The organism is Roseateles aquae (assembly GCF_032337115.1).
Taxonomy (GTDB): domain Bacteria; phylum Pseudomonadota; class Gammaproteobacteria; order Burkholderiales; family Burkholderiaceae_C; genus Roseateles_C; species Roseateles_C aquae.
In genome coordinates, this window is the sequence record NZ_JAVXZY010000007.1 from 168,727 (window position 1) to 195,722 (window position 26,996).

The 26,996-nt window shown below is 63.1% G+C and carries 27 protein-coding genes; 5 read left to right on the forward strand and 22 right to left on the reverse strand.

Annotated features, from left to right (window positions below; genetic code table 11):
- Position 1 precedes the first annotated feature (1 nt).
- The 14 genes from RQP53_RS17115 to recA form a co-directional block, all read right to left on the reverse strand.
- Positions 2 to 433 carry a GtrA family protein gene (locus RQP53_RS17115; protein WP_315651890.1) on the reverse strand — a complete coding sequence of 144 codons (432 nt, stop codon included), beginning with the start codon at positions 431 to 433 and terminating at the stop codon, positions 2 to 4.
- On the reverse strand, positions 381 to 2,333 hold the full coding sequence (locus tag RQP53_RS17120; protein WP_315651891.1) for a hypothetical protein: 1,953 nt from the start codon (positions 2,331 to 2,333) through the stop codon (positions 381 to 383). The genes RQP53_RS17115 and RQP53_RS17120 overlap by 53 nt, the downstream gene beginning before the upstream one ends.
- Before the next feature lie 252 nt (positions 2,334 to 2,585).
- A complete protein-coding gene (locus RQP53_RS17125) occupies positions 2,586 to 3,029 on the reverse strand; it encodes a pilin (protein WP_315651892.1) in 444 nt (147 codons plus the stop codon).
- A 221-nt stretch (positions 3,030 to 3,250) separates the two neighbouring features.
- Complete coding sequence (locus RQP53_RS17130) at positions 3,251 to 4,027, reverse strand: 3',5'-cyclic-nucleotide phosphodiesterase (RefSeq protein ID WP_315651893.1); 777 nt, start codon at positions 4,025 to 4,027, stop codon at positions 3,251 to 3,253.
- A 187-nt stretch (positions 4,028 to 4,214) separates the two neighbouring features.
- The gene (locus RQP53_RS17135; RefSeq protein ID WP_315651894.1) at positions 4,215 to 4,871 is read right to left on the reverse strand and encodes an FHA domain-containing protein; all 657 of its coding nucleotides are present in this window, start codon (positions 4,869 to 4,871) and stop codon (positions 4,215 to 4,217) included.
- 83 nt (positions 4,872 to 4,954) lie between these two features.
- On the reverse strand, positions 4,955 to 5,749 hold the full coding sequence (locus tag RQP53_RS17140; RefSeq protein WP_315651895.1) for a Stp1/IreP family PP2C-type Ser/Thr phosphatase: 795 nt from the start codon (positions 5,747 to 5,749) through the stop codon (positions 4,955 to 4,957).
- Positions 5,750 to 5,772: 23 nt separating this feature from the next.
- On the reverse strand, positions 5,773 to 6,780 hold the full coding sequence (locus RQP53_RS17145) for a serine/threonine-protein kinase (protein ID WP_315651896.1): 1,008 nt from the start codon (positions 6,778 to 6,780) through the stop codon (positions 5,773 to 5,775).
- A gap of 9 nt (positions 6,781 to 6,789) precedes the next feature.
- Complete coding sequence (locus RQP53_RS17150) at positions 6,790 to 7,539, reverse strand: TerC family protein (RefSeq protein WP_315651998.1); 750 nt, start codon at positions 7,537 to 7,539, stop codon at positions 6,790 to 6,792.
- Between the two features lie 174 nt (positions 7,540 to 7,713).
- Positions 7,714 to 8,607, reverse strand: coding sequence for a succinate--CoA ligase subunit alpha (sucD, locus tag RQP53_RS17155; RefSeq protein WP_315651897.1), 894 nt, complete (start codon positions 8,605 to 8,607; stop codon positions 7,714 to 7,716).
- A 31-nt stretch (positions 8,608 to 8,638) separates the two neighbouring features.
- Positions 8,639 to 9,799, reverse strand: coding sequence for an ADP-forming succinate--CoA ligase subunit beta (gene sucC, locus RQP53_RS17160; RefSeq protein WP_315651898.1), 1,161 nt, complete (start codon positions 9,797 to 9,799; stop codon positions 8,639 to 8,641).
- A gap of 22 nt (positions 9,800 to 9,821) precedes the next feature.
- On the reverse strand, positions 9,822 to 10,463 hold the full coding sequence (locus RQP53_RS17165) for a DUF2889 domain-containing protein (RefSeq protein WP_315651899.1): 642 nt from the start codon (positions 10,461 to 10,463) through the stop codon (positions 9,822 to 9,824).
- Between the two features lie 173 nt (positions 10,464 to 10,636).
- Positions 10,637 to 11,281: a regulatory protein RecX gene (locus tag RQP53_RS17170; RefSeq protein WP_315651900.1), complete on the reverse strand. Its 645-nt coding sequence runs from the start codon at positions 11,279 to 11,281 to the stop codon at positions 10,637 to 10,639.
- 33 nt (positions 11,282 to 11,314) lie between these two features.
- On the reverse strand, positions 11,315 to 11,755 hold the full coding sequence (locus RQP53_RS17175) for a nuclear transport factor 2 family protein (RefSeq protein WP_315651901.1): 441 nt from the start codon (positions 11,753 to 11,755) through the stop codon (positions 11,315 to 11,317).
- Positions 11,752 to 12,792 carry a recombinase RecA gene (gene recA / locus RQP53_RS17180; RefSeq protein ID WP_315651902.1) on the reverse strand — a complete coding sequence of 347 codons (1,041 nt, stop codon included), beginning with the start codon at positions 12,790 to 12,792 and terminating at the stop codon, positions 11,752 to 11,754. Before recA ends, RQP53_RS17175 begins: the two co-directional genes overlap by 4 nt.
- Before the next feature lie 308 nt (positions 12,793 to 13,100).
- On the opposite strand from recA, the gene RQP53_RS17185 reads away from it, so the two are divergent.
- Together RQP53_RS17185 and RQP53_RS17190 are read left to right on the forward strand one after the other, a co-directional pair.
- Complete coding sequence (locus RQP53_RS17185) at positions 13,101 to 13,781, forward strand: response regulator (RefSeq protein ID WP_315651903.1); 681 nt, start codon at positions 13,101 to 13,103, stop codon at positions 13,779 to 13,781.
- Positions 13,782 to 13,844: 63 nt separating this feature from the next.
- A complete protein-coding gene (locus RQP53_RS17190) occupies positions 13,845 to 15,305 on the forward strand; it encodes a sensor histidine kinase (RefSeq protein ID WP_315651904.1) in 1,461 nt (486 codons plus the stop codon).
- Positions 15,306 to 15,607: 302 nt separating this feature from the next.
- Here the strand turns inward: RQP53_RS17190 and RQP53_RS17195 are convergent, their stop codons facing one another.
- The 8 genes from RQP53_RS17195 to RQP53_RS17230 form a co-directional block, all read right to left on the reverse strand.
- A complete protein-coding gene (locus tag RQP53_RS17195; protein ID WP_315651905.1) occupies positions 15,608 to 16,105 on the reverse strand; it encodes a transposase in 498 nt (165 codons plus the stop codon).
- Positions 16,065 to 16,364: a hypothetical protein gene (locus RQP53_RS17200; RefSeq protein WP_315651906.1), complete on the reverse strand. Its 300-nt coding sequence runs from the start codon at positions 16,362 to 16,364 to the stop codon at positions 16,065 to 16,067. Before RQP53_RS17200 ends, RQP53_RS17195 begins: the two co-directional genes overlap by 41 nt.
- On the reverse strand, positions 16,361 to 17,365 hold the full coding sequence (locus RQP53_RS17205) for an acyltransferase family protein (protein WP_315651907.1): 1,005 nt from the start codon (positions 17,363 to 17,365) through the stop codon (positions 16,361 to 16,363). Before RQP53_RS17205 ends, RQP53_RS17200 begins: the two co-directional genes overlap by 4 nt.
- A gap of 60 nt (positions 17,366 to 17,425) precedes the next feature.
- Positions 17,426 to 18,583, reverse strand: a complete 1,158-nt coding sequence (rodA, locus tag RQP53_RS17210; protein WP_315651908.1) for a rod shape-determining protein RodA — start codon at positions 18,581 to 18,583, stop codon at positions 17,426 to 17,428.
- The gene (gene mrdA / locus RQP53_RS17215) at positions 18,580 to 20,655 is read right to left on the reverse strand and encodes a penicillin-binding protein 2 (protein WP_315651909.1); all 2,076 of its coding nucleotides are present in this window, start codon (positions 20,653 to 20,655) and stop codon (positions 18,580 to 18,582) included. The genes rodA and mrdA overlap by 4 nt, the downstream gene beginning before the upstream one ends.
- 25 nt (positions 20,656 to 20,680) lie before the next feature.
- A complete protein-coding gene (gene mreD / locus RQP53_RS17220; RefSeq protein WP_315651910.1) occupies positions 20,681 to 21,202 on the reverse strand; it encodes a rod shape-determining protein MreD in 522 nt (173 codons plus the stop codon).
- A complete protein-coding gene (gene mreC / locus RQP53_RS17225) occupies positions 21,199 to 22,224 on the reverse strand; it encodes a rod shape-determining protein MreC (protein WP_315651911.1) in 1,026 nt (341 codons plus the stop codon). Before mreC ends, mreD begins: the two co-directional genes overlap by 4 nt.
- A gap of 161 nt (positions 22,225 to 22,385) precedes the next feature.
- Positions 22,386 to 23,429 carry a rod shape-determining protein gene (locus tag RQP53_RS17230; protein WP_315651912.1) on the reverse strand — a complete coding sequence of 348 codons (1,044 nt, stop codon included), beginning with the start codon at positions 23,427 to 23,429 and terminating at the stop codon, positions 22,386 to 22,388.
- A 324-nt stretch (positions 23,430 to 23,753) separates the two neighbouring features.
- On the opposite strand from RQP53_RS17230, the gene gatC reads away from it, so the two are divergent.
- Genes gatC through gatB form a run of 3 tightly spaced genes read left to right on the forward strand, consistent with a single transcriptional unit; the run spans position 23,754 to position 26,993 of the window.
- Positions 23,754 to 24,053: an Asp-tRNA(Asn)/Glu-tRNA(Gln) amidotransferase subunit GatC gene (gatC, locus tag RQP53_RS17235; RefSeq protein WP_315651913.1), complete on the forward strand. Its 300-nt coding sequence runs from the start codon at positions 23,754 to 23,756 to the stop codon at positions 24,051 to 24,053.
- A complete protein-coding gene (gatA, locus tag RQP53_RS17240) occupies positions 24,050 to 25,537 on the forward strand; it encodes an Asp-tRNA(Asn)/Glu-tRNA(Gln) amidotransferase subunit GatA (RefSeq protein ID WP_315651914.1) in 1,488 nt (495 codons plus the stop codon). Before gatC ends, gatA begins: the two co-directional genes overlap by 4 nt.
- A gap of 1 nt (position 25,538) precedes the next feature.
- The gene (gene gatB / locus RQP53_RS17245; protein ID WP_315651915.1) at positions 25,539 to 26,993 is read left to right on the forward strand and encodes an Asp-tRNA(Asn)/Glu-tRNA(Gln) amidotransferase subunit GatB; all 1,455 of its coding nucleotides are present in this window, start codon (positions 25,539 to 25,541) and stop codon (positions 26,991 to 26,993) included.
- The last annotated feature ends 3 nt before the right edge of the window (positions 26,994 to 26,996 follow it).

Genomic DNA, 26,996 nt, shown 5'->3' on the forward strand with positions numbered 1-26,996 from the left:
ATCAGTGAATATCATTGCGACGCGTGAATAGCAAGAATTTGCGAGCAACATAGTTAAAAACAAATACCATCGCAGCGGTAAGCAATTTCGCAGCCAGCGGATCAATGGCAAGCATTGTCGTCAGCATCCACAATAGAATCTCGGTCAGCGCAAGGCCCAGCCCTCCAACAGCCGCAAAGACTCCAAATTCAATATTCCTGTCCTTCAGCCTCCGCGATGAGAACACCACCGCAATGCTAAGCCAGTAAATCAATAGCATCCCACAAGAGTAGCCAATTAGTGCCGCTGCACTCAATGGCAGTCCGTGGTGAATCGCAAGAGCATATACGACGGTATCCACGCCCAGCGCCGCTGCGCTCGACGCAAAGTAGAGCAAGAATTCAGCGCGACTCGCCAATCGTTCCTGAAATCTTGTCAAGGCTCTTGCAATCATATAAATAGAATTCCTTTGGCGGCCCACTTGGCCTTTGCCATATCCAACGCATGACAGGCCTGAACGCACTGATCGAGTCGGCAATGATGAAATCAAGATTCCGACCTCTTTCGCAGAAACTAAGCAACTCGGCGTCCGCTAAGTGGAAACATTGCGCTGCCATTTCCGAGTCTTTGACGAGATCAGCAAGTTCCAGGCACCGATCCGCACTCCGCAAACTTTCGTTAAAGACTTGATGGCGCTCACCGTAGTCAAGCGCCGTACCTCGGTTGAAAAGCAGGCCCGCGCCTTGATGGATTGAAAAGTAGCTCGCTCGGTGCAACAGTGCCCATGCCCCAGCGGCCTGCCCGTGCCAGTAGACCTGAGCTTCCTGGCCAATATGCTGCTCAAACGGATGCTTATCAGTTACACCATGCTCCAGGATTCTTGTCCAGGCCGTCCGCTGATCCCAGAAATATGCGGCTGGTGTCAGTAAGCTCAATGACAGCGCCCATCCTATCCATCTCTTCGAACCACTCGCCCCTAAATTTAAGTAATAGACCGCGAACATGACTGCAGTGCCAACCAATGGCTGAGCGACTACCGCCCTAGCTTCAAGCCATAGTCGCTCCCCCCCAACCGTTTCTGGAGCAATCTGTAGCAATTCTCGAAACGCACTGTCTGCAGTAACCAGCAGCAGCAACCCTCCCGAAAAAAGCCATGCAAACGCCCAGACGGGAGTACTGAGAGGCCGTCTCGTACGCGCTAGGGCCAGGCAAAGGGCAGCCCAAAGCACAGGCGCCCAAGCTGCTTGCCAACTGGCCCCGGTCGCCAACATTGCCGCCAACCAAGCGATTGCAAACAGCTTGTTATGCGGTCCACCGCTCCGCCAAAAATGCCAGATCGCGCCTGGCGCCAAAATCATGGCAACAAGGCGCAGCAACCAGAGCACTCGCCACAGCTGTAGCTGTGTCAAAAGTACGTTGTGGAACAGCCCCACTGCAATTGTGCTGATGAGCAGCAATAGAAGGGCGCTTGCGAATACCCCACGACAGAGCTCTGCCATGGGCTTGGGAAGGCGTTTGGCCATAGCGCCAACAAGCCAAAGATCGAGCGCCACCTGGCACCATTCAACCGGATTCCACAGATGCGGAAGGACAAGGCCGTTGCGTTCATATACAAGGCCCCACCACAGTTCGTCGTAGCTGTCAAACAGGCGAGAGAACGGCTTCAGCCCAGACCAGGCCAAGGCAAGCGGGACAAGTGCCAACAATGGCAACCAGCGCAGGCGCCGATGCTGCTGCATCACGCATCCGCCCACAACGACGGTGGCCGGAAGCGCCTGCAGAGGATGCAGGAGCAGGGCACCGGCCAGCATCAGCCCTGCCAGCAGGTAGCGACGCTCCAACACAAAAACCAGCGACCACAACGCAAGTGGCTCGGCGACGCTGCGTGCTGTGACGAAATCCTCGCCAAAGGACAGAACCCAATGTCCTCCGTAGAAGCGAGAGCCGAGCGCCAGCGCACTGAGCGGTAGCCAAAGTGGCAGCACGCTCAGGTATCGCGTGATGAGACGCCCGGCCCCCAGCAGCAGCGCAACCTGCGAAAACAGAGAGATCGAAAAACCTAGAGCAGGCAGCCCGAAGGTGTTGACCGCCCGAACCAATAGTGCTGAAAACAGCGAGTATTGATCCTGTGATCCGTGGGCAAAGAAAAAGTCGGTGCCCAACGCCATGGGATGCACATGCGACAGCAATTGCCCAAGGTAGAGGACTCCGTCGTGCCGCAGCCCCAGATGCGGATGGGCGGCCAGGCAAAGGGCAATTGCAAAACAAAGCAGCATGCCCTGTCCGCGAATTTCACCCACATTCACATCCTGGCGGGACGCTGAATGGCGCTGAAAAGAAACAAGGTTCAGCAAGATCAAGACTGCTTCAAAACGAACTACGGAGACGCTGCAGGGCCATCGAGCGCCAGTCATTTCATCCGCGATCAGAAATGGCGAAATGACCCCAGATGCGTGAAGCTCATCTTTAGCTTCCGCAGAGCTTCCCTAGCGCATCAACGAGATCCCAAACCTGTGCTATCGCGCCTGATCCGCGCCAGCAAAACTGTTGGGACTGGCAATAAAAAGGGGCCATCAAAGGCCCCTTTTCAATCAACTCTTGACTGCTTAGGTCACGCTCTGCTTGGTAATGGCAGCTGCCGCAGCGCCAGTAACTGTTGTCGTAATCTTCCAAGTGATGGCTGTACCGCCAACATTGGCTTCCCACTTGATCTTCTTTCCATCCATGTCGCTTCCCAAGCCGCTAGATTGCAAAGTCACTTCGATATCACCATTCGAAACGGTGACAGATGCCGCCTCCTTCGTTGCAGCAAAGTCTGTATTTGCAGGAATGCCATTCGTACCAGCACTGCAGCCTGTCTTCGTGCCGGTTTCCTGCACGCAAAGCGCCACGGCCGTCTTGAGCGAGTCCACGGCTGTCAACGCATTGCCTGCTTTAGCCTTGGAGATGTAGTCGCGATATTGCGGAATTGCCACCGCCGCCAAGATGCCAATGATCGCCACGACGATCATCAGTTCGATGAGAGTAAAACCTTGTTGAACGCGCTTCATGAGTACATCTCCGTAAGCAGTTGAAGGGTAGAGGTCACCCCCTTGAATGCAGGGGTCGTGCCAACTGAAAATCGCGATGATCTGTGACTTTTGGCGCGCTTGAACGGTCGAATTGGCCGCGAGAGTGACGTTTTTTGTCAGATGCTTGGTCAGGCTTGGTCGGCGCATGCCTCAACTGACAATTTGCGGCAAGCCGCAGGCATCGCTGTTGCACATGCGAATCAAAGTCGCATCTGCTGCCCGACGCTCAGCGCCTGAATGCGATGCGGCGTATCGATGGCGCTGACCGCCGCCATCACGGCGGCCACCTCACCCGGCTTGATGTGGGTGATGAAGACCTCCGCAGGCTCACGCAGATGCGCAAGCTCTTCGCCCAGCGATTTGGGGCAAAGGTGTTGGGACAAGGCCGCCAGCGCGCATTCATCGTTGCCAAAGGCGGTTTCGATGACCAGCTGTGCGACCTTGATTTCGGCCAGGCGCTGCCATAGCGCCGGGTTAGGGCCGGTGTCGCCGGTGAAGACCCAATGGCCCGCCTCGCCGCCATCGACGGCAAAGCCGACCGCCGGCACGGTATGGGCGGCGCTCAGGACCTCGATCTGCCGGCCGCCGAGATCCAGTCGCTCGCCGACGGCGAACGGGCGCAGCACCAGGGCAGGCTGCTCGGGCGTGGGCAGGCGCGTGAAATCGGGCCAGATCACACCGTTGAAGATATGGCGCTGCAGCGCTTCAATGGTCTGCGGCAACGCATGAACCTGGATCGCCGGGCGGCCTTGCTGGGCGCGCTGGCGCATCACGGCGTCGGCCAGCAGCGCGATGGACAGCACATGGTCCAGATGCGAGTGGCTGATCAGGATGTGATCGATGCGCGCCAGCTCACCCAGACTCAGGTCGCCCACGCCGGTGCCTGCGTCAATCAGCACATCGTCGTCGAGCAGGAAGGCGGTGGTCTTGTAGCCGGCCGCGATGGCGCCGGAACAACCCAGGACGCGAATAATCATTGGTGAATCGGGGATCAGCCCGCAAAGCCTCGGAGCGCACTGCCCGCAAGGCAGTCAACGGACCGGAATTTACGCGCCCACCTGCCCGCCGGGAAGCGCCGAAGTCGCGTTTATCCATCGAATGACGGAGCGCTGGCGCGTCAAACCCCGGCGACGTGATTTGCGTCACGCCCCCCACGGGCGCGTCTCAGCTTTGCTGGAACTGCATCTGCGTGCCGGCCAATTCGATGACATCGCCGTTCTTCAGCGCAATCGACTCGCCGGTCAGCGGCACGCCGTTGACGGTCGGGCGCGCAAGGCCTTCCACATGCGCAAACACATAGCCGCTGGGGCGCTTGGTGATCGACGCCACCTGTACGCCGGGCTTGCCCACCGTGGTGACGACCTTGGTCAGGCTGACCTCGCGGCCGGCCGCGGCGCCGTTGAGCACCTTGATCGAGGCCGGCGCGCCAGCGCTGGCCGCCGGCGGCAGCGTGCCAAAGGAAGACGGCAGGCCGAAACCGGTGGGCGCCGTGGCACCGGGCTTCAGGATCATCGTCTTTTCGTAATCGACGTTGTCTTCAAGCAGGAACTTGATCTTGTACTTGCCGATTTCGATGATGTCGTTGTTCGTCAGCAGCTGCTTCTTGATGGCCTTGCCGTTGATATAGGTGCCGTTGGTCGAGTTCAGATCCTCGATGAAGACATCGGAGCCCACCATCTGCAGCACGGCGTGTTCGCCGCTGACCGCCAGGTTGTCGATCACGATGTCGTTGTAAGGCCGGCGCCCGAGCGTGGTCTTGTCCTTGGTGATCTGGACCTCCTTGATCACCACACCGTCGAGCGAAACCACCAGCTTGCCCATGCTCTTGACCTCAGTCTGTTGTCTGTTCTATGCGTTGAAGAGCCGGGCCCCCGATGCTGCGGGGACGGCGTCGATCTCGCCGTTCACTTGCGCCCAAAAGGCCACCACGCCCGACCGGCCGATTTTGTGCGGTTTTCCACACGAATCAGCACGACCGCAATATTATCCTTGCCGCCCATGTCATTTGCCGCATCTATCAGCGACAGCGCCGCCTCGGACAGCGAAGGGTGGCGTATCAACAACTGCGCCAGCTCTTCGTCGTTGAGCATGTCGGACAGGCCGTCCGAGCAGAGCAGATAGGTATCACCCTGCTGAACCTCGTGCTGGTTGAGCTCCAGCATCACCGTGTCTTCCACCCCCACTGCGCGGGTGACCAGGTTCTTGTTGTTCGAGAACACCGCCTCTTCAGGCGTCAGCAGGCCGGCATCGAGCTGCTCCTGCAGCAAGGAATGGTCACGGGTGATTTGCGTCAGCTGCCCGTTGCGCAAGCGATAGGCGCGTGAATCGCCCACGTGGCCCAGCAGCAGACCTTCTTCGCGCATCACCGCCAGCACCAGTGTTGTGCCCATGCCGGCGTAGCGTGGATTGGTGTTCGCGGCGTTGAAAATCGCGCGATTCGCGTTATCGACGCAGATATCCATCGCTCGGCGCACATCTTGCGCCGTGGCCTGCCCGCCAGATTCCTTCAGCCAACGGCCCAGTTCGGCCTTGATGAAGGAGGTCAGCATCTGGCTGGCGACCTCACCGGCGTTGTAGCCGCCCATGCCGTCGGCCAGCACCGCCAGCCCTGCCGATTCATCGACCGCCACCGAATCTTCGTTGTTGTCGCGTGACCGACCCACGTCGGTCACGCTGTAGAACTCAATCTCCAGACTCATGGTGGGCAGGTCGCTTTCGGCATTCAGGAATTCTCGCCCGGATCGTGCGGCTTCAGACGCAGTGTTTGTGCGAACGCGGGATCGGTTTTTTCTTCGCCAGGCAGGGCTTGCGCCGGCGCCACGTCGGCCGGCAGTTGCGGAAGGATCAGTTCTAGGTCTTGTGCGAACTGCTCGCCGTTGGCATAGCGCAGCTCGGGGCGTTTCTCGAGCGCCAGGGCCAGCACCAGCGCCAGCGACTCGGGCAGCTCGGGCCGGAAATGGCGCACATCGGGCGGCGCCTGGTTGGCGATTTGGTTCATCAGCGCCGCCATGGAGTCCGACTGATGGGGCAGACGGCCGGTCAGCAGCTGGTAGAGCAGCACGCCCAGCGAATACAGATCGCTACGACCATCCACCTTCAAGCCGGCAAGCTGTTCGGGCGACATGAATGAGGGCGTACCGAGCACCAGGCCGGTACGCGTCCGCGTGCCATCGGCAATGCGGGCAATGCCAAAGTCCATGATCTTCAGCGCCAGGCTGGATCGGTCCAACATCACATTGGCTGGCTTGATATCACGATGGACGACGCCCTGGCTGTGCGCGTAATGCAGAGCCCTGGCCAGGCGGGCGGCAATCTGCAAGACCTCGCGTACCGGCAGCAGACGACCCGGCCGGGTGAAATGGCTCAGGTCCTGCCCGCGGGCCAGATCCATGACGATCCACGCTCCCTGAGTTGACTCTCCGGCATCGAGCACTTGCAAGATATCGGGATGCTGAAGGTGGCGCACGGCACTGGCTTCTCGCATGAAGCGCGCGCGCACATCGACCAAATCTTCGGCAGCAAAGTCGCGCTGCAAGTGCAGACGTTTGACCGCCACCTGCTGCTGCGTTTGCGTGTCCAGCGCCTGATGGACGACCGCCATGGCGCCACGCCCCAATTCGACACCCAGTTCGTAACGCGCCAGGCCAGCAGACTCAGTGGACGCGGCGACCGGCTCTGGGCGCTGGCCCGCAGCGCGGCCCAGCATCTTGTTCCAGAAGCCGCCGGCCATCGTCCCGCCTCAGTCGCCGGCTGCCGATGGCGTCGCCTTGGCGGCCCTGGCGGCAAGCAAGCGACCAAGCAGCAATACCAGCAGTGCGCCGACCGCGCCCGCAACGTAGCTCAACCAAGGCACAACGGCGTGCTCGGCAGGCTTGCTGCCTGCTTGCAGCGGGATCCAAGCGGCCAGCGCTGGGTCGGTCAGCGCCATGCTTCCCGCGATCCAGCCGAGCAGCATCGCACCGATCGTAATGACCATCGGAAAGCGATCCATCAAATTGATCACCAACTGGCTGCCCCATACGATGATCGGGATAGACACCAGCAGTCCGAAAATCACCAGAATCATTTCGTGACCACCACCTGCCGATTCGGCCGCACCTGCAATCGCGATCACATTGTCCAGGCTCATGACGAAGTCGGCGACGATCACCGTCTTCACGGCCGACCACAGTTGCTCGCTGGCCTGGATTTCGCCGTGCCCCTCGCCTTCTTCGGGCAGCATCAGCTTGACGCCGATCCAAAGCAGCAAGGCCGCACCGACCAGCTTGAGATAGGGCATCTGAAGCAGCGTCAGCGCAAAAAATATCAGCACCACGCGCAAGAGAATCGCGCCGGCCGTGCCCCACAGGATGCCGGCGCGGCGCTGAGCTGGCGGCAGCTTGCGACAGGCCAGTGCAATCACCACCGCGTTATCGCCACCCAAGAGGATGTCGATCATGATGATTTGGGCCACGGCCAGCCAGAAATCACCGCTCAGAAGGAGTTCCATATCCGCGTATCTTATTAGCTCGGCCCGTCCGGCCTGCAGTGTGCGCAGATTCAGCGCCAAGCTTGCTCAGCGAGCGAGCCAACTGCGTGGTACCGAGCGCTACAAATTGATGGTTGGCACAAGTAAACAAGCCGCCCGAAGGCGGCTTGTGTTCAAAGGCTCAACGGCCAATGATCAAAGCAGACCCTTGAGCAGCTTGCCCATTTCCGACGGGTTGCGCGTCACGGTGAAACCGCACTCTTCCATGATGGCGAGCTTGGCATCGGCCGTGTCGGCACCACCGGCGATCAGCGCACCAGCGTGGCCCATGCGCTTGCCGGGAGGGGCGGTCACACCGGCGATGAAGCCAACCACCGGCTTCTTCATGTTCAGCTTGCACCAGCGTGCGGCTTCGGCTTCGTCCGGGCCGCCGATTTCGCCGATCATGATGACGGCGTCGGTATCCGGATCGTCGTTGAAGGCCTTCATCACATCGATGTGCTTCAAACCATTGATCGGGTCGCCACCGATGCCGACGGCGCTGGATTGGCCCAGGCCGATTTCGGTCAGCTGTGCCACAGCTTCATAGGTCAGCGTGCCCGAGCGCGAGACCACGCCGATGCGGCCCTTGCGATGGATGTGGCCGGGCATGATGCCGATCTTGATTTCGTCTGGCGTGATCAGGCCGGGGCAGTTGGGGCCCAGCAGCAGCGTCTTCTTGCCGCCGGCTGCTTCCTTGGCCTTCATCTTGTTGCGCACTTCCAGCATGTCACGGACGGGGATGCCTTCGGTGATGCAGATGGCCAGGTCCAGATCGGCCTCGACGGCTTCCCAGATCGCAGCAGCAGCGCCGGCGGGCGGCACATAGATCACCGAGACGGTGGCGCCCGTCTGCGAGGCCGCTTCCTTGACGGTGGCGTAGATGGGGATTTCAGAGAACTTCTCACCGGCCTTCTTGGGGTTCACGCCCGCAACGAAAGCGTTCTTGCCGTTGGCATAGGCTTGGCAGCCCAGGGTGTGGAACTGACCGGTCTTGCCGGTAATGCCCTGGGTGATGACCTTGGTGTCTTTGTTGATGTAAATCGACATGATTTTTTTCCTTGCGTGGGCTTAGGCAGACTCAGGCAACAGCGGCGACGATCTTGGTCGCGGCTTCGGCCATGGTGTCGGCGGCGATGATGGGCAGGCCGGATTCGGCCAGCATCTTCTTGCCCAGCTCTTCGTTGGTGCCCTTCATGCGGACCACCAGCGGCACGGACAGGTTCACCGCCTTGCAGGCCGTGATCACGCCTTCGGCGATGGTGTCGCACTTCATGATGCCGCCGAAGATATTGACCAGGATGCCCTTGACGGCCTTGTTCTTCAGCATGATCTTGAAGGCCTCGGTGACCTTCTCGGCAGTAGCGCCGCCGCCGACGTCCAGGAAGTTGGCCGGCTCACCGCCGAACAGCTTGATGGTGTCCATCGTCGACATGGCCAGGCCGGCGCCATTGACCAGGCAGCCGATATTGCCGTCCAGCGAGATGTAAGCCAGATCGAACTTGGAAGCCTCGACTTCGGCCGGATCCTCTTCGTCCAGATCGCGGTAGGCCACGATTTCAGGATGACGGAACAGCGCGTTGGCGTCGAAGTTGAACTTAGCGTCCAGGGCGATCAGATTGCCCTTGGAATCGCAGTTCAGCGGGTTGATTTCGACCAACGACGCGTCGGTGTCCATGTAGCACTTGTAGAGCTTCTGGAACAGGTCGACGGCCTGATCCACCGAGTGGCCAGACAGGCCGATGCCGGCAGCGATCTTCTTGGCTTGATCGACGGTCAGGCCGACCAGCGGGTCGATCATCTCGGTCAGGATCTTTTCGGGGGTGGAGTGGGCCACTTCCTCGATGTCCATGCCGCCTTCGCTGGAGGCGATGAAGGCGACCTTCTGCGTGCCGCGGTCGGTGACCAGCGAGACGTAGAGTTCGTTCTTAATGTCCGCGCCTTCTTCGATGTACAGGCGGCGAACCTTCTGGCCTTCCGGGCCGGTCTGGTGCGTGACCAGCTGCATGCCCAGGATCTGCTCGGACAGCGACTTCACGTCATCCAGTGAACGGCCCAGCTTGACGCCGCCGCCCTTGCCGCGACCACCGGCGTGGATCTGCGCCTTGACCACCCAGACCGGGCCGCCCAGCTTCTGGGCCGCTTCGACGGCTTCCTGCACGGTGAATGCGGGAATGCCGCGCGGCACCGGCACGCCGAACTGGCGCAGGATTTCCTTGCCCTGGTACTCGTGAATCTTCATGGGGGTCTCGCTTGATGGATAGTCAGGAAGGATTGCGGGTAAGGTCGGCGCTCGGGGAGTCCGTCACGCCTCGATACCAGCGAGGGTAGTGAGTTTGCACCACCGGGCCGTCGCTGCGAAGTGCATGGCAACGGTCCAGTTGATAGGGCGGCACATCGCTGTCAGAGCCTTCCCGCGTGTCCAGCACCAGGCCGGCGAAGGCCTGGATGACGGCGGTGGGCAAGACCTGGCACAGCTCAGTCAGGTGGGTGCACGCCTGGCTGCCTGCCAATCGTTGCTTGATCGACTGACGGAAGCCTTTCATCAGGTTCAGGCCGACCAGGGCGGCGTAGGCATTGCCATGCTGGTCGCAAAAACCTGGATAAGGGCTCCAATCAGTCCGGGAGCTGGCAGACAGGATGTTCAGCTGGGCATCAACGACCAGATGCAGCCCCATCTGATGGATGGGCTCGCCGGCACGGCGCAGGCCGGTAGCCAAGGGCAAATCGCGGGTCTTGGTGTCGGCGAGGCTCGCTTCGACGTCGAAAGCACCATCCTGGCGCGCGAAGACCTGCACATCGATGGCTCGACGGTGCAGCAGACGACGCTCGTTACAGGGGGGGAACACAGACATGGGCCAGCGATGCAATGGCGCAAAAAAACCGCCCGTGCCCTCTGAAAACATCGCGGAGATGCCGACTCGGGCGCACACAGGCAGCTTTTGCACAGACCGCCAATGTAGCATGCTGCGCTGCATCAAGCCTCTGCCGGGCGGATGCGCCCGCCTCATCGCGGTGCCCGAAGCGAGGCCAAAGCGCCTCTTTTTGAGGCATATCAAGCCTACACACGGGCCGCAAATCAGTTCTCGGCATCGCGCAACAGGCGGCGGATGACTTCGGCCGAAAAGCCGCGCGCGGCGAGGAATCGAGTCTGCTTGGCCCGTGCCGCCAGATCGGCCGGTGCCGCGCCGCCGAATTTGCGCTGCCAGATGCTGCGAGCGCGCTCGATTTCGCTGTCCTTCAACTGCGCCTGTTGCTCGGCATCCAGGCTGAGGCCGTGCTGTGCCAGTTCCTGCTGGATGCGCTGATTACCAAAGCGCTGCGCTCGGCTGTTGATGCGCGCTTCGACAAAGCGTGATTCGCTCAGGTAGCCCGCTGCCTGCAGCTGCTGCAGCAGCTGCTCGACCTGCTCGGTGATGCCCGCAAGCTGCTCGGCGTCCAGTTCGATGCGTGGCGGCGAGACTGGATAGTTCGCCCGTTCGCCAACAGCCTCCTCATCCGTCAGCGCCGCCCGCCGACCTCGTCGAGGTGAAGGTGGGGGAGGACGTTGAAGAGGTGGCGTGCCGCTGGCGGTGGCTGCCGCTTCCTGGGTCCGCTGATCGGCCGCGGCCTGCGCCATCTCGCGCGCAATGCGCAAGAGCTTGCGCCGCAGTTCGATCACGCTGTGTTCACGCTGTGCCAGCAGCGCAATGGCGCGCGCCTTCAAGCTCAAAGTCTTGCTCATTGCAAACCACCGCGGCGCCCGGCAGGCGGGCGTTCAGTCCAGCGCCAGATCCAGGCCTTGCCGCTCGTCGCGCGGCAGCCGTTGCTGCCCGGGCAATGGTGCGGAAGGATCGCGGCGCCAGGCCGGCGCCGGCTGCACATCGGACCAATATTCGCTGAGTCCGGCAATGCGATCGCCGCTGACCCGATAGAAGCCATTGGCATAGAAGGAGGCCTCCCCTTGATCAACTCGAACCAAGGCGTGAACCCGGCCATCTGTCAAGGTGTTCAGCTCCAGCAGGTGAATGCTCCATCCCTCAGGATAGACCGCATTGACGTGAACGACCTCGGCCGCGCCGACATAGCGCTCCAAGGTGGCCGGCCAATCACACACCGCCTGCTCGGCCAGCAAGGCCTGTGCCTCGGCCCAGCGCCGGGCCTGGTACAGCGCCCAGAAACGCCGCACCAGCGCCTCGGCCGGATTCAGCGCCGTCATTCCTTGGCGTCGCCTTCGGTCAGCAGCGGCACGCCCAACGATTCACGCACCTTGTTCTCGATCTCGACGGCGATATCGGGGTTCTCGCGCAGGAACTCACGGGCGTTGTCCTTGCCCTGGCCGATCTTCTCGCCGTTGTAGGCATACCAGGCGCCGGATTTGTCGACCACCTTGGCAATCACGCCCATGTCGATGATTTCACCTTCGCGGCTGATGCCCTCGCCGTAGAGGATGTCGAATTCAGCCGTCTTGAACGGGGGCGAGACCTTGTTCTTGACCACCTTGACCTTGGTCTCTGAACCGATCACTTCCTCGCCCTTCTTGATCGAGCCGATGCGGCGGATGTCCAGGCGCACCGAGGCGTAGAACTTCAGCGCATTGCCACCGGTGGTGGTTTCCGGGCTACCGAACATCACGCCGATCTTCATCCGGATCTGGTTGATGAAGATGACCATGCAGTTGGTCTTCTTGATCGTGGCCGTCAGCTTGCGCAGCGCCTGGCTCATCAGGCGGGCCTGCAAGCCCGGCAGCGAATCGCCCATCTCGCCTTCGAGTTCGGCCTTGGGCGTCAGCGCGGCAACCGAGTCGACGACGATCAGGTCAACCGAGCCCGAGCGCACCAGCGCATCGACAATCTCCAGCGCCTGCTCGCCGGTATCCGGCTGGCTGATCAGCAGGTCTTGCAGATTGACGCCCAGCTTCTGCGCGTACTGGATGTCCAGCGCATGCTCGGCATCGATGAAGGCGCAAACGCCGGAGAGCTTTTGCATCTCGGCAATGACCTGCAGCGTCAGCGTCGTCTTGCCCGAAGATTCAGGGCCATAGATCTCGACGACACGGCCGCGCGGCAGACCACCAACGCCCAGCGCAATATCCAGGCCCAACGAGCCGGTGGAGACCACCTGGATGTCCTCGATCACCTCGCCTTCGCCGAGACGCATGATCGAGCCCTTGCCGAACTGCTTTTCAATCTGGGCAAGGGCGGCCTGCAGGGCCTTGGCTTTCTCGGTGTTCAGCTGCTTGACGGGGGCGTCCATGAATCTCTCCTGAATTTGCAGCGCATTATGGCGCAAGCTGGATGTTTGTACAGTAGTTTATCTGCTGCTTTTTGACAAGTGCGCGGTGGCTTGGCCAGCGCTCGGGCCTGCAGACATAAGCTCATCCTAGGCGGCAGCTGGCTCATGGGATGAGCCACAAAAGGCAGACGCAATATTTCCTGCCAAGCGGGCCTGGCGTTTTCCCGGATGCTTGCCGCGTCTCGGACGTCAGCAATTCGCCGGGTGATCTCAATCCCTCCATAGAATGCCTGAAGAAACCGCCACAGCAGGCGGCCACGGAGACATCGATGCGCATCCTGATTGCAGAAGATGACCAAGTGCTGGCCGATGGCCTGCTGCGCGCACTGCGCTCGACCGGCTATGCGGTCGACCAGGTCAGTACCGGCACCGAAGCCGACGCGGCGCTGGCCTCGCATGAGTTCGACCTGGTGATTCTTGACCTCGGCCTGCCGCGCCTGCATGGGCTTGAGGTGCTGCGCAAGCTGCGCGGCCGTGGCTCGGCCGTGCCGGTGCTGATCCTGACGGCGGCCGATAGCGTCGAGCAGCGCGTCAAGGGCCTCGACCTGGGTGCAGACGACTACATGGCCAAGCCCTTCTCGCTGCAGGAACTGGAGGCCCGGGTGCGCGCGCTGACACGGCGCGGCCTGGGCACCGCCTCCAGCATCATCAAGCACGGCCCGCTGTCCTTTGATGCCACCGGCCGGGTGGCCTATATCAATGAGCAGATGGTCGAGTTGTCGGCCCGCGAGCTGAGCCTGCTGGAAGTGCTGCTGCAGCGTGCCGGCCGCCTGGTCAGCAAGGATCAGCTGGTCGAGCGCCTGTGCGAGTGGGGCGAAGAGGTCAGCAATAACGCGATCGAGGTCTATATCCACCGTCTGCGCAAGAAGATCGAGCAGGGGCCGATCCGCATCGCCACGGTGCGCGGCCTGGGCTACTGCCTGGAGAAGATCCAGGAAGTCAAGACCTGACCCCACCATTCCGATTGCCCTGCCGTCGCCATACCTTGAGCTCCGCACTGCGCTTGGGTCGCCATGGCCGCTGAATCCGGCCAACGCTCGCTGTTCGGCGAAATCCTTGACTGGATGCTGGCGCCGCTGCTGGTCATCTGGCCCATCAGCGTCGCGCTGACCTGGCTGGTGGCCCAGGGCATCGCCAGCAAGCCCTATGACCGCGAGCTCGGTGAAACCGCCCGCAGCCTGGGGCTGCAAATCGCCTCGGAACAGCGCAGCGGGCAGGCGCGGTCGCGTTATGCCCTGTCCAGCGAAGCGGCGGCACTGCTGCGCGCCGACGAGTCCGATACCGTCTATTACCTGGTACTCAATCCGCGCGGCGAGTTCTTGAGCGGCGACCGCGGCCTGCCGCCACCGCCGGCGGAGGAGGGCATCGTGCCCTGGGAGTTGCGTTTTCGTGACGATGAGGTCGGCAATGAGTCGGTGCGGGTGGCCTATCTGTGGGTGACGCCCGAAGGCAGCAGCGGCACGATGCTGGTGCAGGTGGCCGAAACGCTGGGCAAGCGGTCCCGGCTGACCAACGAGATCATCAAGGGCGTGATCCTGCCGCAGTTCGTCATCCTGCCGCTGGCCGTGCTGCTGGTCTGGCTGGCGCTGGCGCGCGGCATTGCGCCGCTGAACGATTTGCAGCGCCGCATCCGGTCTCGCGACAGCTCCGACCTGAGCCCAATTGACGAACGCCGCATCCCCGATGAAGTGGCGCCGCTGGTGCGTGCCATCAACGACCTGCTGCAGCGCCTCGATCAATCGATCAGCAGCCAGCGCCACTTTCTTGCCGACGCGGCCCATCAGCTCAAGACGCCGCTGGCCGGTCTGCGCACCCAGGCCGAATTCGCCCAGCGCGAGATTGATGAAGGCCGCAGCACGCCGACCGAGCTGAAGCGCTCGCTGCAGCAGATCGCGCTGTCCAGCCAGCGCGCCGCGCACATGGTCAACCAGCTGCTGGCCATGGCCCGTGCCGAGGACCAGGAACATGCGGCGCGCCGCGTCGCCGTCAACCTGCCCGAGCTGGCGATGGAGACCGTGCGCGATTTCGTGCCGCGGGCTTTCGAGAAGCGGCTGGACCTCGGCTACGAGGGGCCGGATGAAGACAGCAGCGCGCTGCGCATCCACGGCCATCCGTTGCTGATCCGCGAGCTGATTCGCAATCTGGTCGACAACGCCCTGCTCTACACCCCGCCCGGCGGCACCATCACCGTGCGTGTCGTTGAAGACCCATTCGGCCAGGTCTGCGTGCTGCAGGTCGAGGACTCGGGGCCAGGCATTGCTGAGGCCGAGCGCGAAAAGGTCTTCCAGCCCTTCTATCGGGCCCTGGGCACCAATGTCGATGGCTCGGGCCTGGGCCTGGCCATCGTCCGTGAGATAGCCCAGCAGCACGACGCTGAACTGAGCCTGGACGACGCTCGCCCCCGCCGGCCCGGATTCGTTGAGCCCGATGGCATGGGCCCGGGCGCACGCTTCACCGTGCGCTTTCACGCCTAGGCGCCTTGACGAGTTAACGACTCGCTATGCTCGGGAAGGCCTTATATGGGCGCCTCCAGGATCGCAAATTGCCAATGCATGTGGTGAAGCGGGAGGCAGGGCTGCAGTCTTCTATCCGGCCTGTTGTGCAGGAGCAAAGCCTGCTGGCCCTGAGATGGCATTCGCCTGCGAGGCTCACATCTGCATCTCGAGCTTGAAGCACTCATTCCCTATCGGAGGGCCCCCGTCCCGGTCCGACCTGTCTGGCCCATCACACACCTGGTCACTTGCTCTCCCAAAACGGGTCGAGTTCCCGAGCTCGCTCAGGCAGCTTGCCAGGCATCGGCTGGCCAACCCTTGCCTTTGCACAGCACTGCCCAGATCGTTCTGGCGAGCTTGTAGGCCACGGCAACGACCACCACGCTAAACGGCCAGCGCTTGAGCAGCTCGGCCAGCCATAGCCATGTACTTGAGCGCTGGGATCCGACGATAGACCTGGCGCCGTGCATGAGCAGCGTCCGCAAACACGTGTCGCCGCGCTTGCTGATGCAGAGTTGCCGTACGCGGCCTTCATATCCGGTCTGGCGAGGCGCCAAGCTGACCCATGCGGCGAACTCCCGTGCGTTCTTGAATCCGCTGGGCGAACCCATGCTGGCCGTAATCGCCGTGGCTGTCAGCAGGCCCACGCCTGGAATCTCAGCTAGCGTCTGGCAGGCGGCACTGTCGCGTAGATGCTGCGTAAGACGGCGCTCAATGACGCTGACATCCTTCTCAAACTGCTCAACGCGTCTGAGCTGTTCGTTCAAGCTTTCGATCAGCATCGCGCAACACTTCGGGCAGTCCCTTGCGCAGGGCAAGGTGACCTTCTGGCAACGCGACCCCGAACTCGTAGAGCAGTCTGATCTCCTTGGTCTGCATGATGCGCATCTTCATGAGCTGAGCACGCAAGCGGTGCAATGCCAAGACGGTTTGCTGCGCCTCGCTCTTGATCGGGACGAACTTGGCGCCAGGCTGCTGGCTTGCAGTCCATATGCCTTGAGCGTCGGCCGCGTCAGTCTGAATCAGCTGTTCAGCCTTCACAGCAGCTGATTGGCCTGGGGTTTGTGCAGACTGTCTCTAGCTCCTCTGGACCGAAAGTACCGTTGAATAGGTAATTCCAAGAACCGTCTAGAGCCCAAAGCCAAGCAAGGCATGAGCAAGATAAACGCTAGAGCGGAGAATCCCGAGTTCGTTGGAACAAACGCGCGCAGCAGCATCAGAAGCGGTGGCTGCAGAAGATACAAGGAGTAGGACGCGTCCCCCATTCTTGTCAGCATGTTTGTCCACCCGGAGCTTGAACTACGCTCCCATGCAGTCGCTCCCAGCAGAGTGAGCCACGCTGGCCCTCCCCACAAAAATACGCGGCGCAATGCAAGGTTCATATCGGTCAGCACGCCTTCATGCAAGCCCAGGCGAGCATGCACAACCGCCGTCGGAACCAGCAAAGCAACTCCAAAGCTCATGGAAAGCGCTGCCACGGATCGCGGCAAGCGGGAGTGCAAATGCCAAGCCAGAATTCCACCAAGGAATTCCAGACACATTGGATTACCAAGATAGCGCAACCACATTGGCGGCGCTTCTAGACTGATTGTCAAAGAGGTAAAAGCAACCAAGACTGCAGCCGTCTTCAACTGCGTTAGGCGCCCGGTCAACAGCGAGGCTGCCATCACTGCATAGAACCAGAGCTCCAAACCAATCGTCCAGCCGAACCAATGAATCGGGGCACTGTAATGATCAAGGTCCAGAATCGGCACAAAAAGCAGCGAATTCCACAGTCGCTCCAACGAAACAGGTTCGAACGGGAGCATGCAAATGCTAACCAACAAGTACAGCGGCAGAATTCGCTGAAATCTGTCCTTTGCGAACTGAACTCCGCTAGCCGATCGCTCAGCCAGCATGGCCAGCACGAACCCTGACACGACAAAGAAAACATCGACACCGATAGCCCCTGCGGAACCAATCAGCCACACTGATTTCGCCGCGGGAATCTGTGCGAATCCAGCATGCCCCCAGAGGACTGCAAACGCCGCGAGCGCTCGCATGACTTGGACGCAACTCAACCACCGTATACGGTTAGGTGTCACAAAAGCGTACCTCAGGCTTCAGCGCTGCATGAAGCGCTTGCTCTTGGCGATGGCCATCAGCATGCCCAGGCTCAGGCCCAGCATGACCATGGCCGTGCCGCCATAGCTGATGAAGGGCAGCGGCACACCGACCACGGGCAGGATGCCGCTGACCATACCCATATTGACGAACACATAGGTGAAGAAGCTCAGCGTGATGGCGCCGGCCATCAGCCGCGCGAACATCGTCGGCGCCTCAGACGCAATCATCAGCCCGCGCAGGATCAGGGCCGCAAAGCCGATCAGCAGTCCGGCCGCCCCGATCAGGCCGAATTCCTCGCCATAGGCGGCGAAGATGAAGTCGGTGGTGCGCTCGGGGATGAACTCCAGATGGGTTTGTGTGCCCTTCATGAAGCCCTTGCCGGTGACGCCGCCGGAGCCAATGGCGATTTCGCCCTGGATGATGTGAAAGCCCTTGCCCAGCGGGTCCTTGCTCGGGTCCAGCAGTGTGCAGACGCGGTTCTTCTGATATTCGCGCAGCACCGGCCATTTGACGCCGTCCTGGCAGATCGCCTCCTCGCTCATCACCAGCGCGGTGATCGCAATCGCGCCAACGAGAAAGGCCGGAATGATCAGCCGCCAGGACAGGCCGGCGAAGAAGATCACATAGAAGCCCGCCGCCAGCACCAGGATGGCCGTGCCCAGATCGGGCTGCTTGGCCACCAGGCCCACCGGCACCGCCAGCAGCATGAAGGCAGCGAAGAAGTCCAGCAGGCGCAGTGCGCCCTCGCGCTTCTGGAACCACCAGGCCAGCATCAGCGGCACGGCGATCTTCATGATCTCGGAGGGCTGGATCTGCGTGATGCCGATGCTCAGCCAGCGCGTCGCACCCTTCTTGGTCACGCCGGCCACGGCGGTGGCCAGCAGCAGCATCACGCCCAACGTGTAAAGCGGCACCGCCAGCTTCATCAGCCGCTGCGGCGGCACCTGGCTCATGCCCATCATGATCAGCAGGCACAGCAGCATATTGCGTGCGTGGTCAACGAAACGGGTGCCATGGTCGTAACCGGCCGAATACATGCACAGCAGGCCCAGCGCCATCAGCCAGAAGGTGATCAGCAGCAGCGGCAGATCAAAGCCACTCAACCAGGGCTTGAGGCGCAGCCACAGCGGTGGCTTCTTGATGACGGCACTCATGGTTTCGCTCCCGGGCCGGAGGCCGACCGGATGGCGGCTGGCACCGCGCTGCGCGCCGCCGTTGCCGTGCTCGCGGCGGAGGCCGGGGTTGATGCAGTGGCGGCGGCACTGGCAGCCGGCGCGGCCTGGCCCGGCAGCGGTACGTCGAGCGCGCGGCGCTGCGCGCCCACCGGCGCGAACGTCTTGCCCTGCTGGGTCAGCGCAATGTCTTCCTCGCTGGGGTACTGGCCCAGCAGCAGATAGTCGAACACGCGCCGCGCAATCGGCGCCGCCGAGCCCGAGCCCCAGCCGGCGTTCTCAACGATCACCGCCAGCGCCACCGTCGGCGCTTCCACCGGCGCGAAGGCGACGTAGAGCGAATGGTCGCGCTTGCGCTCATCGGCCTTGATGTCCTTGTACTTCTCGCCGGCCCGCAGGCCAACCGCCTGGGCCGTGCCGGTCTTGCCGCCGCTGGTATAGGGCGCGCCTAAGAAAACCTGCTTCGAAGTGCCCTCCAACGTCACCCCGTTCATTGCATTGCGGATGACCTCGACATGCTCGGGCTTCAGCGCCAGCGGCTCCAGCGCATCGCTGGCAATGCGGCGGGTCTTGCGCTGCACCACATCCTCGATCTCACGCACCAGGCGCGGCTTGAAGCGCAGGCCGCCGGTGGCGATGGTCGAGTAGGCGGTGGCCATCTGCAGCATCGTGAAGTTGTTGTAGCCCTGCCCGATGCCCAGCGAAATCGTCTCGCCGGCAAACCACTTCTGCTGTTCCGGCTTCCTGAAGCGCCTGCGCTTCCATTCCTGCGAGGGCAGATCGCCGGTCACCTCGCCCTGCACATCGATGCCAGTCTTGCGGCCGAGGCCGAAGGGTTCCAGCTGATCGTGGATCAGGTCCACGCCCATCTCGTTGGCCAGGCTGTAGAAGTAGACGTTGGACGAGCTGACAATGGCCAGACGCATGTCCTTGGGGCCGGCGCGGTCGGTCTCCGGGCTGCCGAAGGTGCGGCCGCCGAAGCTGTAGGTCAGGTTGTCCATGATTACGGTGCTGGCGGCGCGCTTGCCGCTGTTCAGCGCCGCCATCGCCATCAATGGTTTGAAGGTCGAGCCCGGCGGGTAGGTGCCGCGCAGCGCGCGGTTCAAGAGCGGCTTGTCGAGATCCTCGTTGAGCTGTGTCCAGCTGTCGGCATCGATGCCATCGACGAAGAGATTCGGGTCGAAGGCCGGCTTGGACACAAAGGCCAGCACCTCGCCGTTGCGCGGATCGATGGCCACCAGCGCACCGCGGCGGTCGCCGAACAGCTGCTCGACCAGCGCCTGCAGCCGGATGTCGATCGACAACATCAGCGTGTTGCCCGGCGTGGGCGGCTGGTGCGCCAGGCGGCGCACGGCGCGGCCCGCGGCGCTGGTTTCCATTTCCTCGAAGCCGGTGCTGCCGTGCAGTTCGCGCTCGTAGCTCTGCTCCAGGCCCAGCTTGCCGATGTATTCGGTGCCGCGGTAATTGGCCAGGTCCTCCTCGGACCAGTCGTCCATCGCCTTCTTTTCGGTCTGGTTGATGCGGCCGATATAACCGAGTAGATGGCTGCCCACCTCGCCCATCGGGTAGCTGCGGAACAGCCGCGCCTTGATGTCGACGCCGGGGAAACGGAAACGCTGGGCGGCGAAGCGGGCCACCTCGGTGTCGCTGAGCTTGGTGCGGATCGGCAGCGACTCGAAGTTCTTGCTTTCCTCCAGCAGGCGCTTGAAGCGCTTGCGATCACGCGGCTGGATCTCGACGACGCCGGCCAGCTCGTCGATCGTCAGCTCCAGATCGACGACCTTGGACGGGGTGATCTCCAGCGTGTAGGCCGAGTAGTTGCTGGCCAGCACTATGCCGTTGCGATCCTTGATCAGGCCGCGGTTGGGCACGATGGGCACGACGGTGACGCGGTTGCTCTCGGCCCGCTCCTGCAGCGCCTCGTGCTGGATGATCTGCAGATAGACCAGCCGCGAGGCCAGCAACCCGAAGCAGAACAGCACAAAGCCAGCCGCGGCCAACACGCGCAGCCGAAAGCGCGAAAGCTCCTGGTGCAGGTTCTTCAGAATCGTCATGACGGGGCGCGGGCCAAGACTGCGCTCACAGCGGCCGGTGCTTGTCGCGATCGGGCGCGCGGCGCTGCGGCGCCAGGAGCAGCACGCTGGCCACCGGCCACAGCGCGGCCTCGAACAGCGGCGCCGCCAGCAAGGCCCAGCCCGGCCACATGCCGCCGACCAAGAGGCGCAGCAGCAGCGAGACCGCATGGGTCATCACGAACAGCGGCAGCACATGCACGGCCTGCACCGGCACGCTGAACCAGAGCAGGCGGCGGTGCAGGGCCACCGCGCCAAAGCCCAGCAGGCTGTAGGCCAGCGCATGCTGACCCAACAGCGCGCCGTGGTGAACGTCGATCAGCAGGCCGAACAGAAAGGCCCAGCCGACGCCAACACGACGCGGCTGGTGCACATTCCAGAACACCAGCACGATGGCCAGAAAGTCCGGCATCGCCGGCCAGCGGCCCAGCGGCACCATGTCCAGCATCAGGCCGATCAGCAGGCTGAAGGCGATGAACCAGGGATTGGCCGGCAGCAGCAGCTGGCCGGCGCCACGCGGCATGATCATCGCTGGCCCTCCTTCGCCGGTTCCTTGGCATCGCGCTTGGCCGCTTCCACCTTGGCCCGCGCCTCGGCGGCACGGGCCTTGTTCTCGGCCTTGATCTGCGCCTTGCGTTCCGCGGCCGATGCGGCTTCGGCCGCCGCCGCCGCCGCCGCCTCGGCACGCGCCGCTTCATGCGCGGCCACCGGCGCCAGGATCAGCACATGGCGCACGCTGTCCACCGGCACGGCCGGCTGCAGCGCGATGCGGGCAAAGCTGCTGTCGCCACGGCGCTCCACCGCCGCCACCTTGGCCACCGGCAGCCCCGGCGGGTAGACGCCGTCCAGGCCCGAGGTCGAGAGCAGATCGCCGGCCTTGATGTCGGCATTGGCAGCCATGAAGCGCAGCTCCAGGCTGGCATCGTTGCGCTCGCCGCCATAGGCCACGCCGCGCTGCTGGGTGCGGGTGTTGAGCACCGGAATCGCCGCGTCCTTGTCGGTCAGGAGCGTGACCTCGGCCGAGAAGTTGTAGACCCGCGTGACCTGGCCGAGCACGCCGGCATCGGTGATCACCGGTGCGCCGAGCTTGACGCCCTGGTGGCTGCCATGGTCGATGACGACACGGCGCGAATAGGGATCGGCCGCCTCGTACAGCACCTCGGCGGCCAGCGAGCTGATCTGCATCGCCTCGCGCATCTTCAGCAGTTCGCGCAGGCGCTGGTTCTCGGCCTGCAGCTGCGCCGCACGGGCCAGGCGCTCGGCCTGCTGCACCAGCTGCTTGCGCGCTTGGTCCTCGGCCGCCATCGCCCGCTCCATGCCGCGCAGATAGTCGCCCCAGTTGTCCCAGGCATCGACCGGCGACAGCAGCAGGCGCTGCACCGGATGCAGCACCAGCGCCACCGTCGCGCGCAGCGGCGTGGTCAGCTTGAAGCGCGCATCGGCCACCATCAAGAACACCGCCAGCGCCGCGCACAGCAGCAACTTGGTCAGCGCCGACGGACCTTGGCGAAAGAAAGGCGGCGGGGAGCGATCCAGAGTGCCAAAGGGCATTTGAGTTAGAAGATCAGACCGCTGAGAAACAAAGGCCACGGCCGTCGCGAGCGGCTGTCAGGCTAGGCGGACGGAGCGCAGCAACCGGAGCGTACTTCCTGTACGCGAGGATTGCGAGCACCGCCCAACGACGCATGGCAACCGCGCAGTAGGCCGTCCAATTATTCCGAGGTGAAGATGGAGCCGAGTCGTTCCATCCGCTCCAACGCCATCCCACAGCCGCGCACCACGCAGGTCAGCGGATCTTCGGCGACCAGCACCGGCAGGCCGGTTTCCTCGGCCAGCAGGCGGTCCAGATCACGCAAGAGTGCGCCGCCGCCGGTCAGCATCATGCCGCGCTCGGCGATGTCAGCACCCAGCTCGGGCGGGGTCTGTTCCAGCGCGTTCTTCACCGCGGAGACGATCTGGTTCAGCGGATCGGTCAGCGCTTCCAGGATCTCGTTGGACGAGATGGTGAAGCTGCGCGGCACGCCTTCGCTGAGGTTGCGGCCCTTGACTTCCATTTCCTTGACTTCGGAGCCGGGGAAGGCCGAACCGATGTTCTTCTTGATGGATTCGGCCGTCGGCTCGCCGATCAACATGCCGTAGTTGCGGCGGATGTAGTTGATGATGGCTTCGTCGAACTTGTCGCCGCCGACGCGGACCGAGCCCTTGTAGACCATGCCGCCCAGCGAGATCACACCGACCTCGGTGGTGCCGCCGCCGATGTCGACGACCATCGAGCCCGAGGCTTCCGAGACCGGCAGGCCGGCACCGATCGCCGCGGCCATCGGCTCCTCGATCAGATAGACCTCGGAGGCGCCGGCGCCCAGCGCCGACTCGCGAATCGCGCGGCGCTCGACCTGGGTCGAGCCGCAGGGCACGCAGATGATGATCCTCGGGCTCGGCTTGAGCATCTTCGAGTCGTGCACCATCTTGATGAACTGCTTGAGCATCTGCTCGGTGACGGTGAAGTCGGCGATCACGCCGTCCTTCATCGGCCGGATGGCTTCGATATTGCCAGGCACCTTGCCCAGCATGGCCTTGGCTTCGGCGCCAACGGCCTGAATGGTCTTCTTGCCATTGGGGCCGCCTTCGTGGCGGATGGCGACGACCGAGGGCTCGTCCAGCACGATGCCCTTGCCACGCACATAGATCAGCGTGTTGGCGGTACCGAGGTCAATGGCAAGGTCGGTCGAGAAATAGCGGCGCAGGGAGGCGAACATGGTGTGTCAGTGTGGGCTGGGCCGCGGCATCCCATCCAGTCGGCTTGGGATCGCCGCAGACATCAGCGGATATCGGCGGGTCAGGGCAAATACAAGCAAGGCCATCCGGCCGGGCCGACGGACCTTGCAGCGTTGTCAAATCGTGTCGCCCCATGTGCAACGAGGCCGCGCCATCGCTGGGTCGAACCCAGCTTGGTGACGCAGCCTCGTTACCATGGAGATAAGCGGAGATAATACCCGATCACCCCATAGTTTGGCCCGTGGACATGCCCTAAATCGGCGTTCGCAGGCCGATGTTTTCGACCTCCAGACCTTGGTTCCCCCATGGCCCTGACTCCACAAGACGTGAGCCGTATTGCCCACCTCGCGCGCCTCGAACTGTCCGAGGGCGAGCAAAGCGCCCTGCTCGGCCAGCTCAATGGCTTTTTCTCCATCGTCGAGCAGATGAGCGCCGTCGACACCAGCGGCGTCGAGCCGCTGTACACGCCGCTGTCGGCCGTGCAGGAAGTGCAGCTGCGCCTGCGCGACGATGTGGTCACCGAGAGCAATCAGCGCGAGCTCAATCAGAGAAGCGCCCCGGCGGTGGAAGACGGTCTGTTCCTGGTTCCCAAGGTCATCGAATGAAGTCACTACACGAGATGGGCGTGGCCGAGCTGGCCCAAGCCCTGCGCAGCAAGCACCTCTCCAGCGTTGAAGCCACCCAGCAGCTGCTGGCGCGAGTTGAAGCGCAGGCCGGCCTTGGTGCCTTTTTGCATGTCGCGCGCGACGCCGCACTGGCCAGTGCCCAGGCCGCCGACGCCCGGATTGCGGCCGGCGAGGCTGGCGCGCTGATCGGCGTGCCGCTGGCGCACAAGGACATCTACGTCACCGCCGACATGCCGACCACGGCCGGCTCCAAGATCCTGGCCAACTACCAGAGCCCCTTCGACGCCACCGTGGTGGCGCGGCTGAAGGTGGCCGGCACGGTGTCGCTGGGCAAGCTCAACTGCGACGAGTTCGCGATGGGCTCGGCCAATGAGAACAGCGCTTACGGCCCGGCCCACAACCCCTGGGACCGCTCGCGTGTGCCGGGCGGCTCCTCGGGCGGCTCGGCCGTCGCCGTGGCGGCGCGCCTGGTGCCGGCCAGCACCGGCACCGACACCGGCGGCTCGATCCGCCAGCCGGCCAGCTTCACCGGCATCACCGGCATCAAGCCGACGTATGGCGTGTGCTCGCGCTTCGGCATGATCGCCTTCGCCTCCAGCCTGGACCAGGCCGGCCCGATGGCCCGCTCGGCCGAGGACTGCGCGCTGCTGCTGTCGGCCATGAGCGGCTTTGACGAACGCGACGCTACCAGCATCCAGCAGCCGCCGCAGGACTTCCACGCCCAGATGCTGGCCGCCCGCGAAGGCGCCAGCGCCGCGCAGCCGCTCAAGGGCCTGCGCATCGGTCTGCCCAAGGAATTCTTCCCCGCCGCGCTGTCTGCCGATGTGAACAGCGCCGTGCGCCAGGGCCTGGCCGAGCTGGAGAAGCTGGGCGCCACGCTGGTCGAGGTCAGCCTGCCGCGTACCGAGCTGGCGATTCCGGTCTACTACATCATTGCCCCGGCCGAGGCCAGCTCCAACCTGTCGCGCTTTGACGGCGTGAAGTTCGGCCATCGCGCCGCCAAGTACGACGATCTGCTCGATATGTACAAAAAGACCCGCGCCGAAGGCTTTGGCGCCGAGGTCAAGCGGCGGATCATGATCGGCAGCTATGTGCTCTCGCACGGCTACTACGACGCCTACTACCTGCAGGCGCAAAAGCTGCGCCGCATGATTGCCGACGACTTCCAGCAGGCCTTCCAGCACTGCGATCTGATCGCCGGCCCGGTGGCGCCCAGCGTGGCCTGGAAGGCCGGCGAAGGCGCGGAAGACCCAGTCAAGGCCTATCTGGCCGACATCTTCACGCTGCCCGGTTCGCTGGCCGGCCTGCCGGGCATGAGCGTGCCCTGTGGCTTTGGCGAAGGCGGCATGCCGGTCGGCCTGCAGCTGCTCGGCAACTACTTCAAGGAGGGTCAGCTCTTGCATGCGGCCCACGCACTTCAACAGGCCACCGATTGGCACCTCGCAGCGCCGGGGGGCATCTGAGATGACTAGCAAACCCAAACTCGTGCGCGGCTACGAGGTCGTGATCGGCCTGGAAAACCACGTCCAGCTGTCGACCCAGTCGAAGATCTTCAGCGGCTCCTCGACCGCCTTTGGCGCCGCCCCCAACACCCAGGCCTCACCGGTCGATCTGGCCCTGCCCGGCACGCTGCCGGTGCTGAACCGCGCCGCCGTCGAGCGGGCCATTCGCTTCGGCCTGGCCGTTGGTGCCAAGGTCGCGCCGCTGTCGATCTTTGCGCGCAAGAACTACTTCTATCCGGACCTGCCCAAGGGCTACCAGATCAGCCAGTTCGAGATCCCGGTCGTGCAGGGCGGCAAGGTCGAGTTCTTCGTCGGCGACGAGAAGAAGGTCGTCCAGCTGACCCGCGCCCACCTTGAGGAAGACGCGGGCAAGAGCCTGCATGAGGACTACCACGGCCAGAGCGGCATCGACCTGAACCGCGCCGGCACGCCACTGCTGGAGATCGTCTCCGAGCCCGATATGCGCTCCGGCGCCGAGGCCTGCGAGTACGCCAAGACGCTGCATGCGCTGGTGATGTGGCTGGGCATCTGCGACGGCAATATGCAGGAAGGCTCGTTCCGCTGTGACGTCAACGTCTCGGTGCGCAAGCCCGGCGAGCCCTTCGGCACGCGCCGCGAGATCAAGAACCTGAACAGCTTCCGCTACCTCGTGCAGGCGGTGGACTACGAGGTCAACTGGCAGATCGACGAGATCGAAGACGGCCGCAAGATCCAGCAGGCCACCGTGCTGTTCAACCCGGACACCGGCGAGACCCGCGCGATGCGCTCCAAGGAAGACTCGGCCGACTACCGCTATTTCCCTGACCCCGACCTGCCGCCGCTGGTGATCGCGCCGGATTGGGTCGAGCGGGTGCGCGGCGAGATGCCCGAGCTGCCTTCGGTGATGGCCAAGCGCTTTGTCGAGGCCGACGGCCTGCCCGAGTACGACGCCACGATGATGACCCAGAGTCTGGCCACGGCGCGCTATTACGAGGCGGCCAAGAGCGCCGGTGCGGTGCCCAAGCTGGTGGCGAACTGGGTGATGGGCGAGATCAGCAAGCGGCTCAATAGCGAAGGCATCGAGATCGACGCCGCGCCGGTCAAGGCCGAGCTGCTGGCGCGGCTGATCGCGCGCATTGCCGACGGCACCATCTCGAACAACTCAGCCAAGCAGGTGTTTGACGCGCTATGGGCCGGCGAAGGCAGTGATGTCGACGCCATCATCGCGGCCAAGGATCTGAAGCAGTCCAACGACACCGGCGCCATCGAGGCCATCCTCGACGAGGTGCTGGCGGCCAATCAGAAGTCGGTCGACGAGTTCCGCGCCGGCAAGGACAAGGCCTTCAACGCGCTGGTCGGTCAGGCGATGAAGGCCACCAAGGGCAAGGCCAACCCCGGCCTGGTCAACGAGTTGCTGAAGAAGAAGCTGGGCGGCTGAACG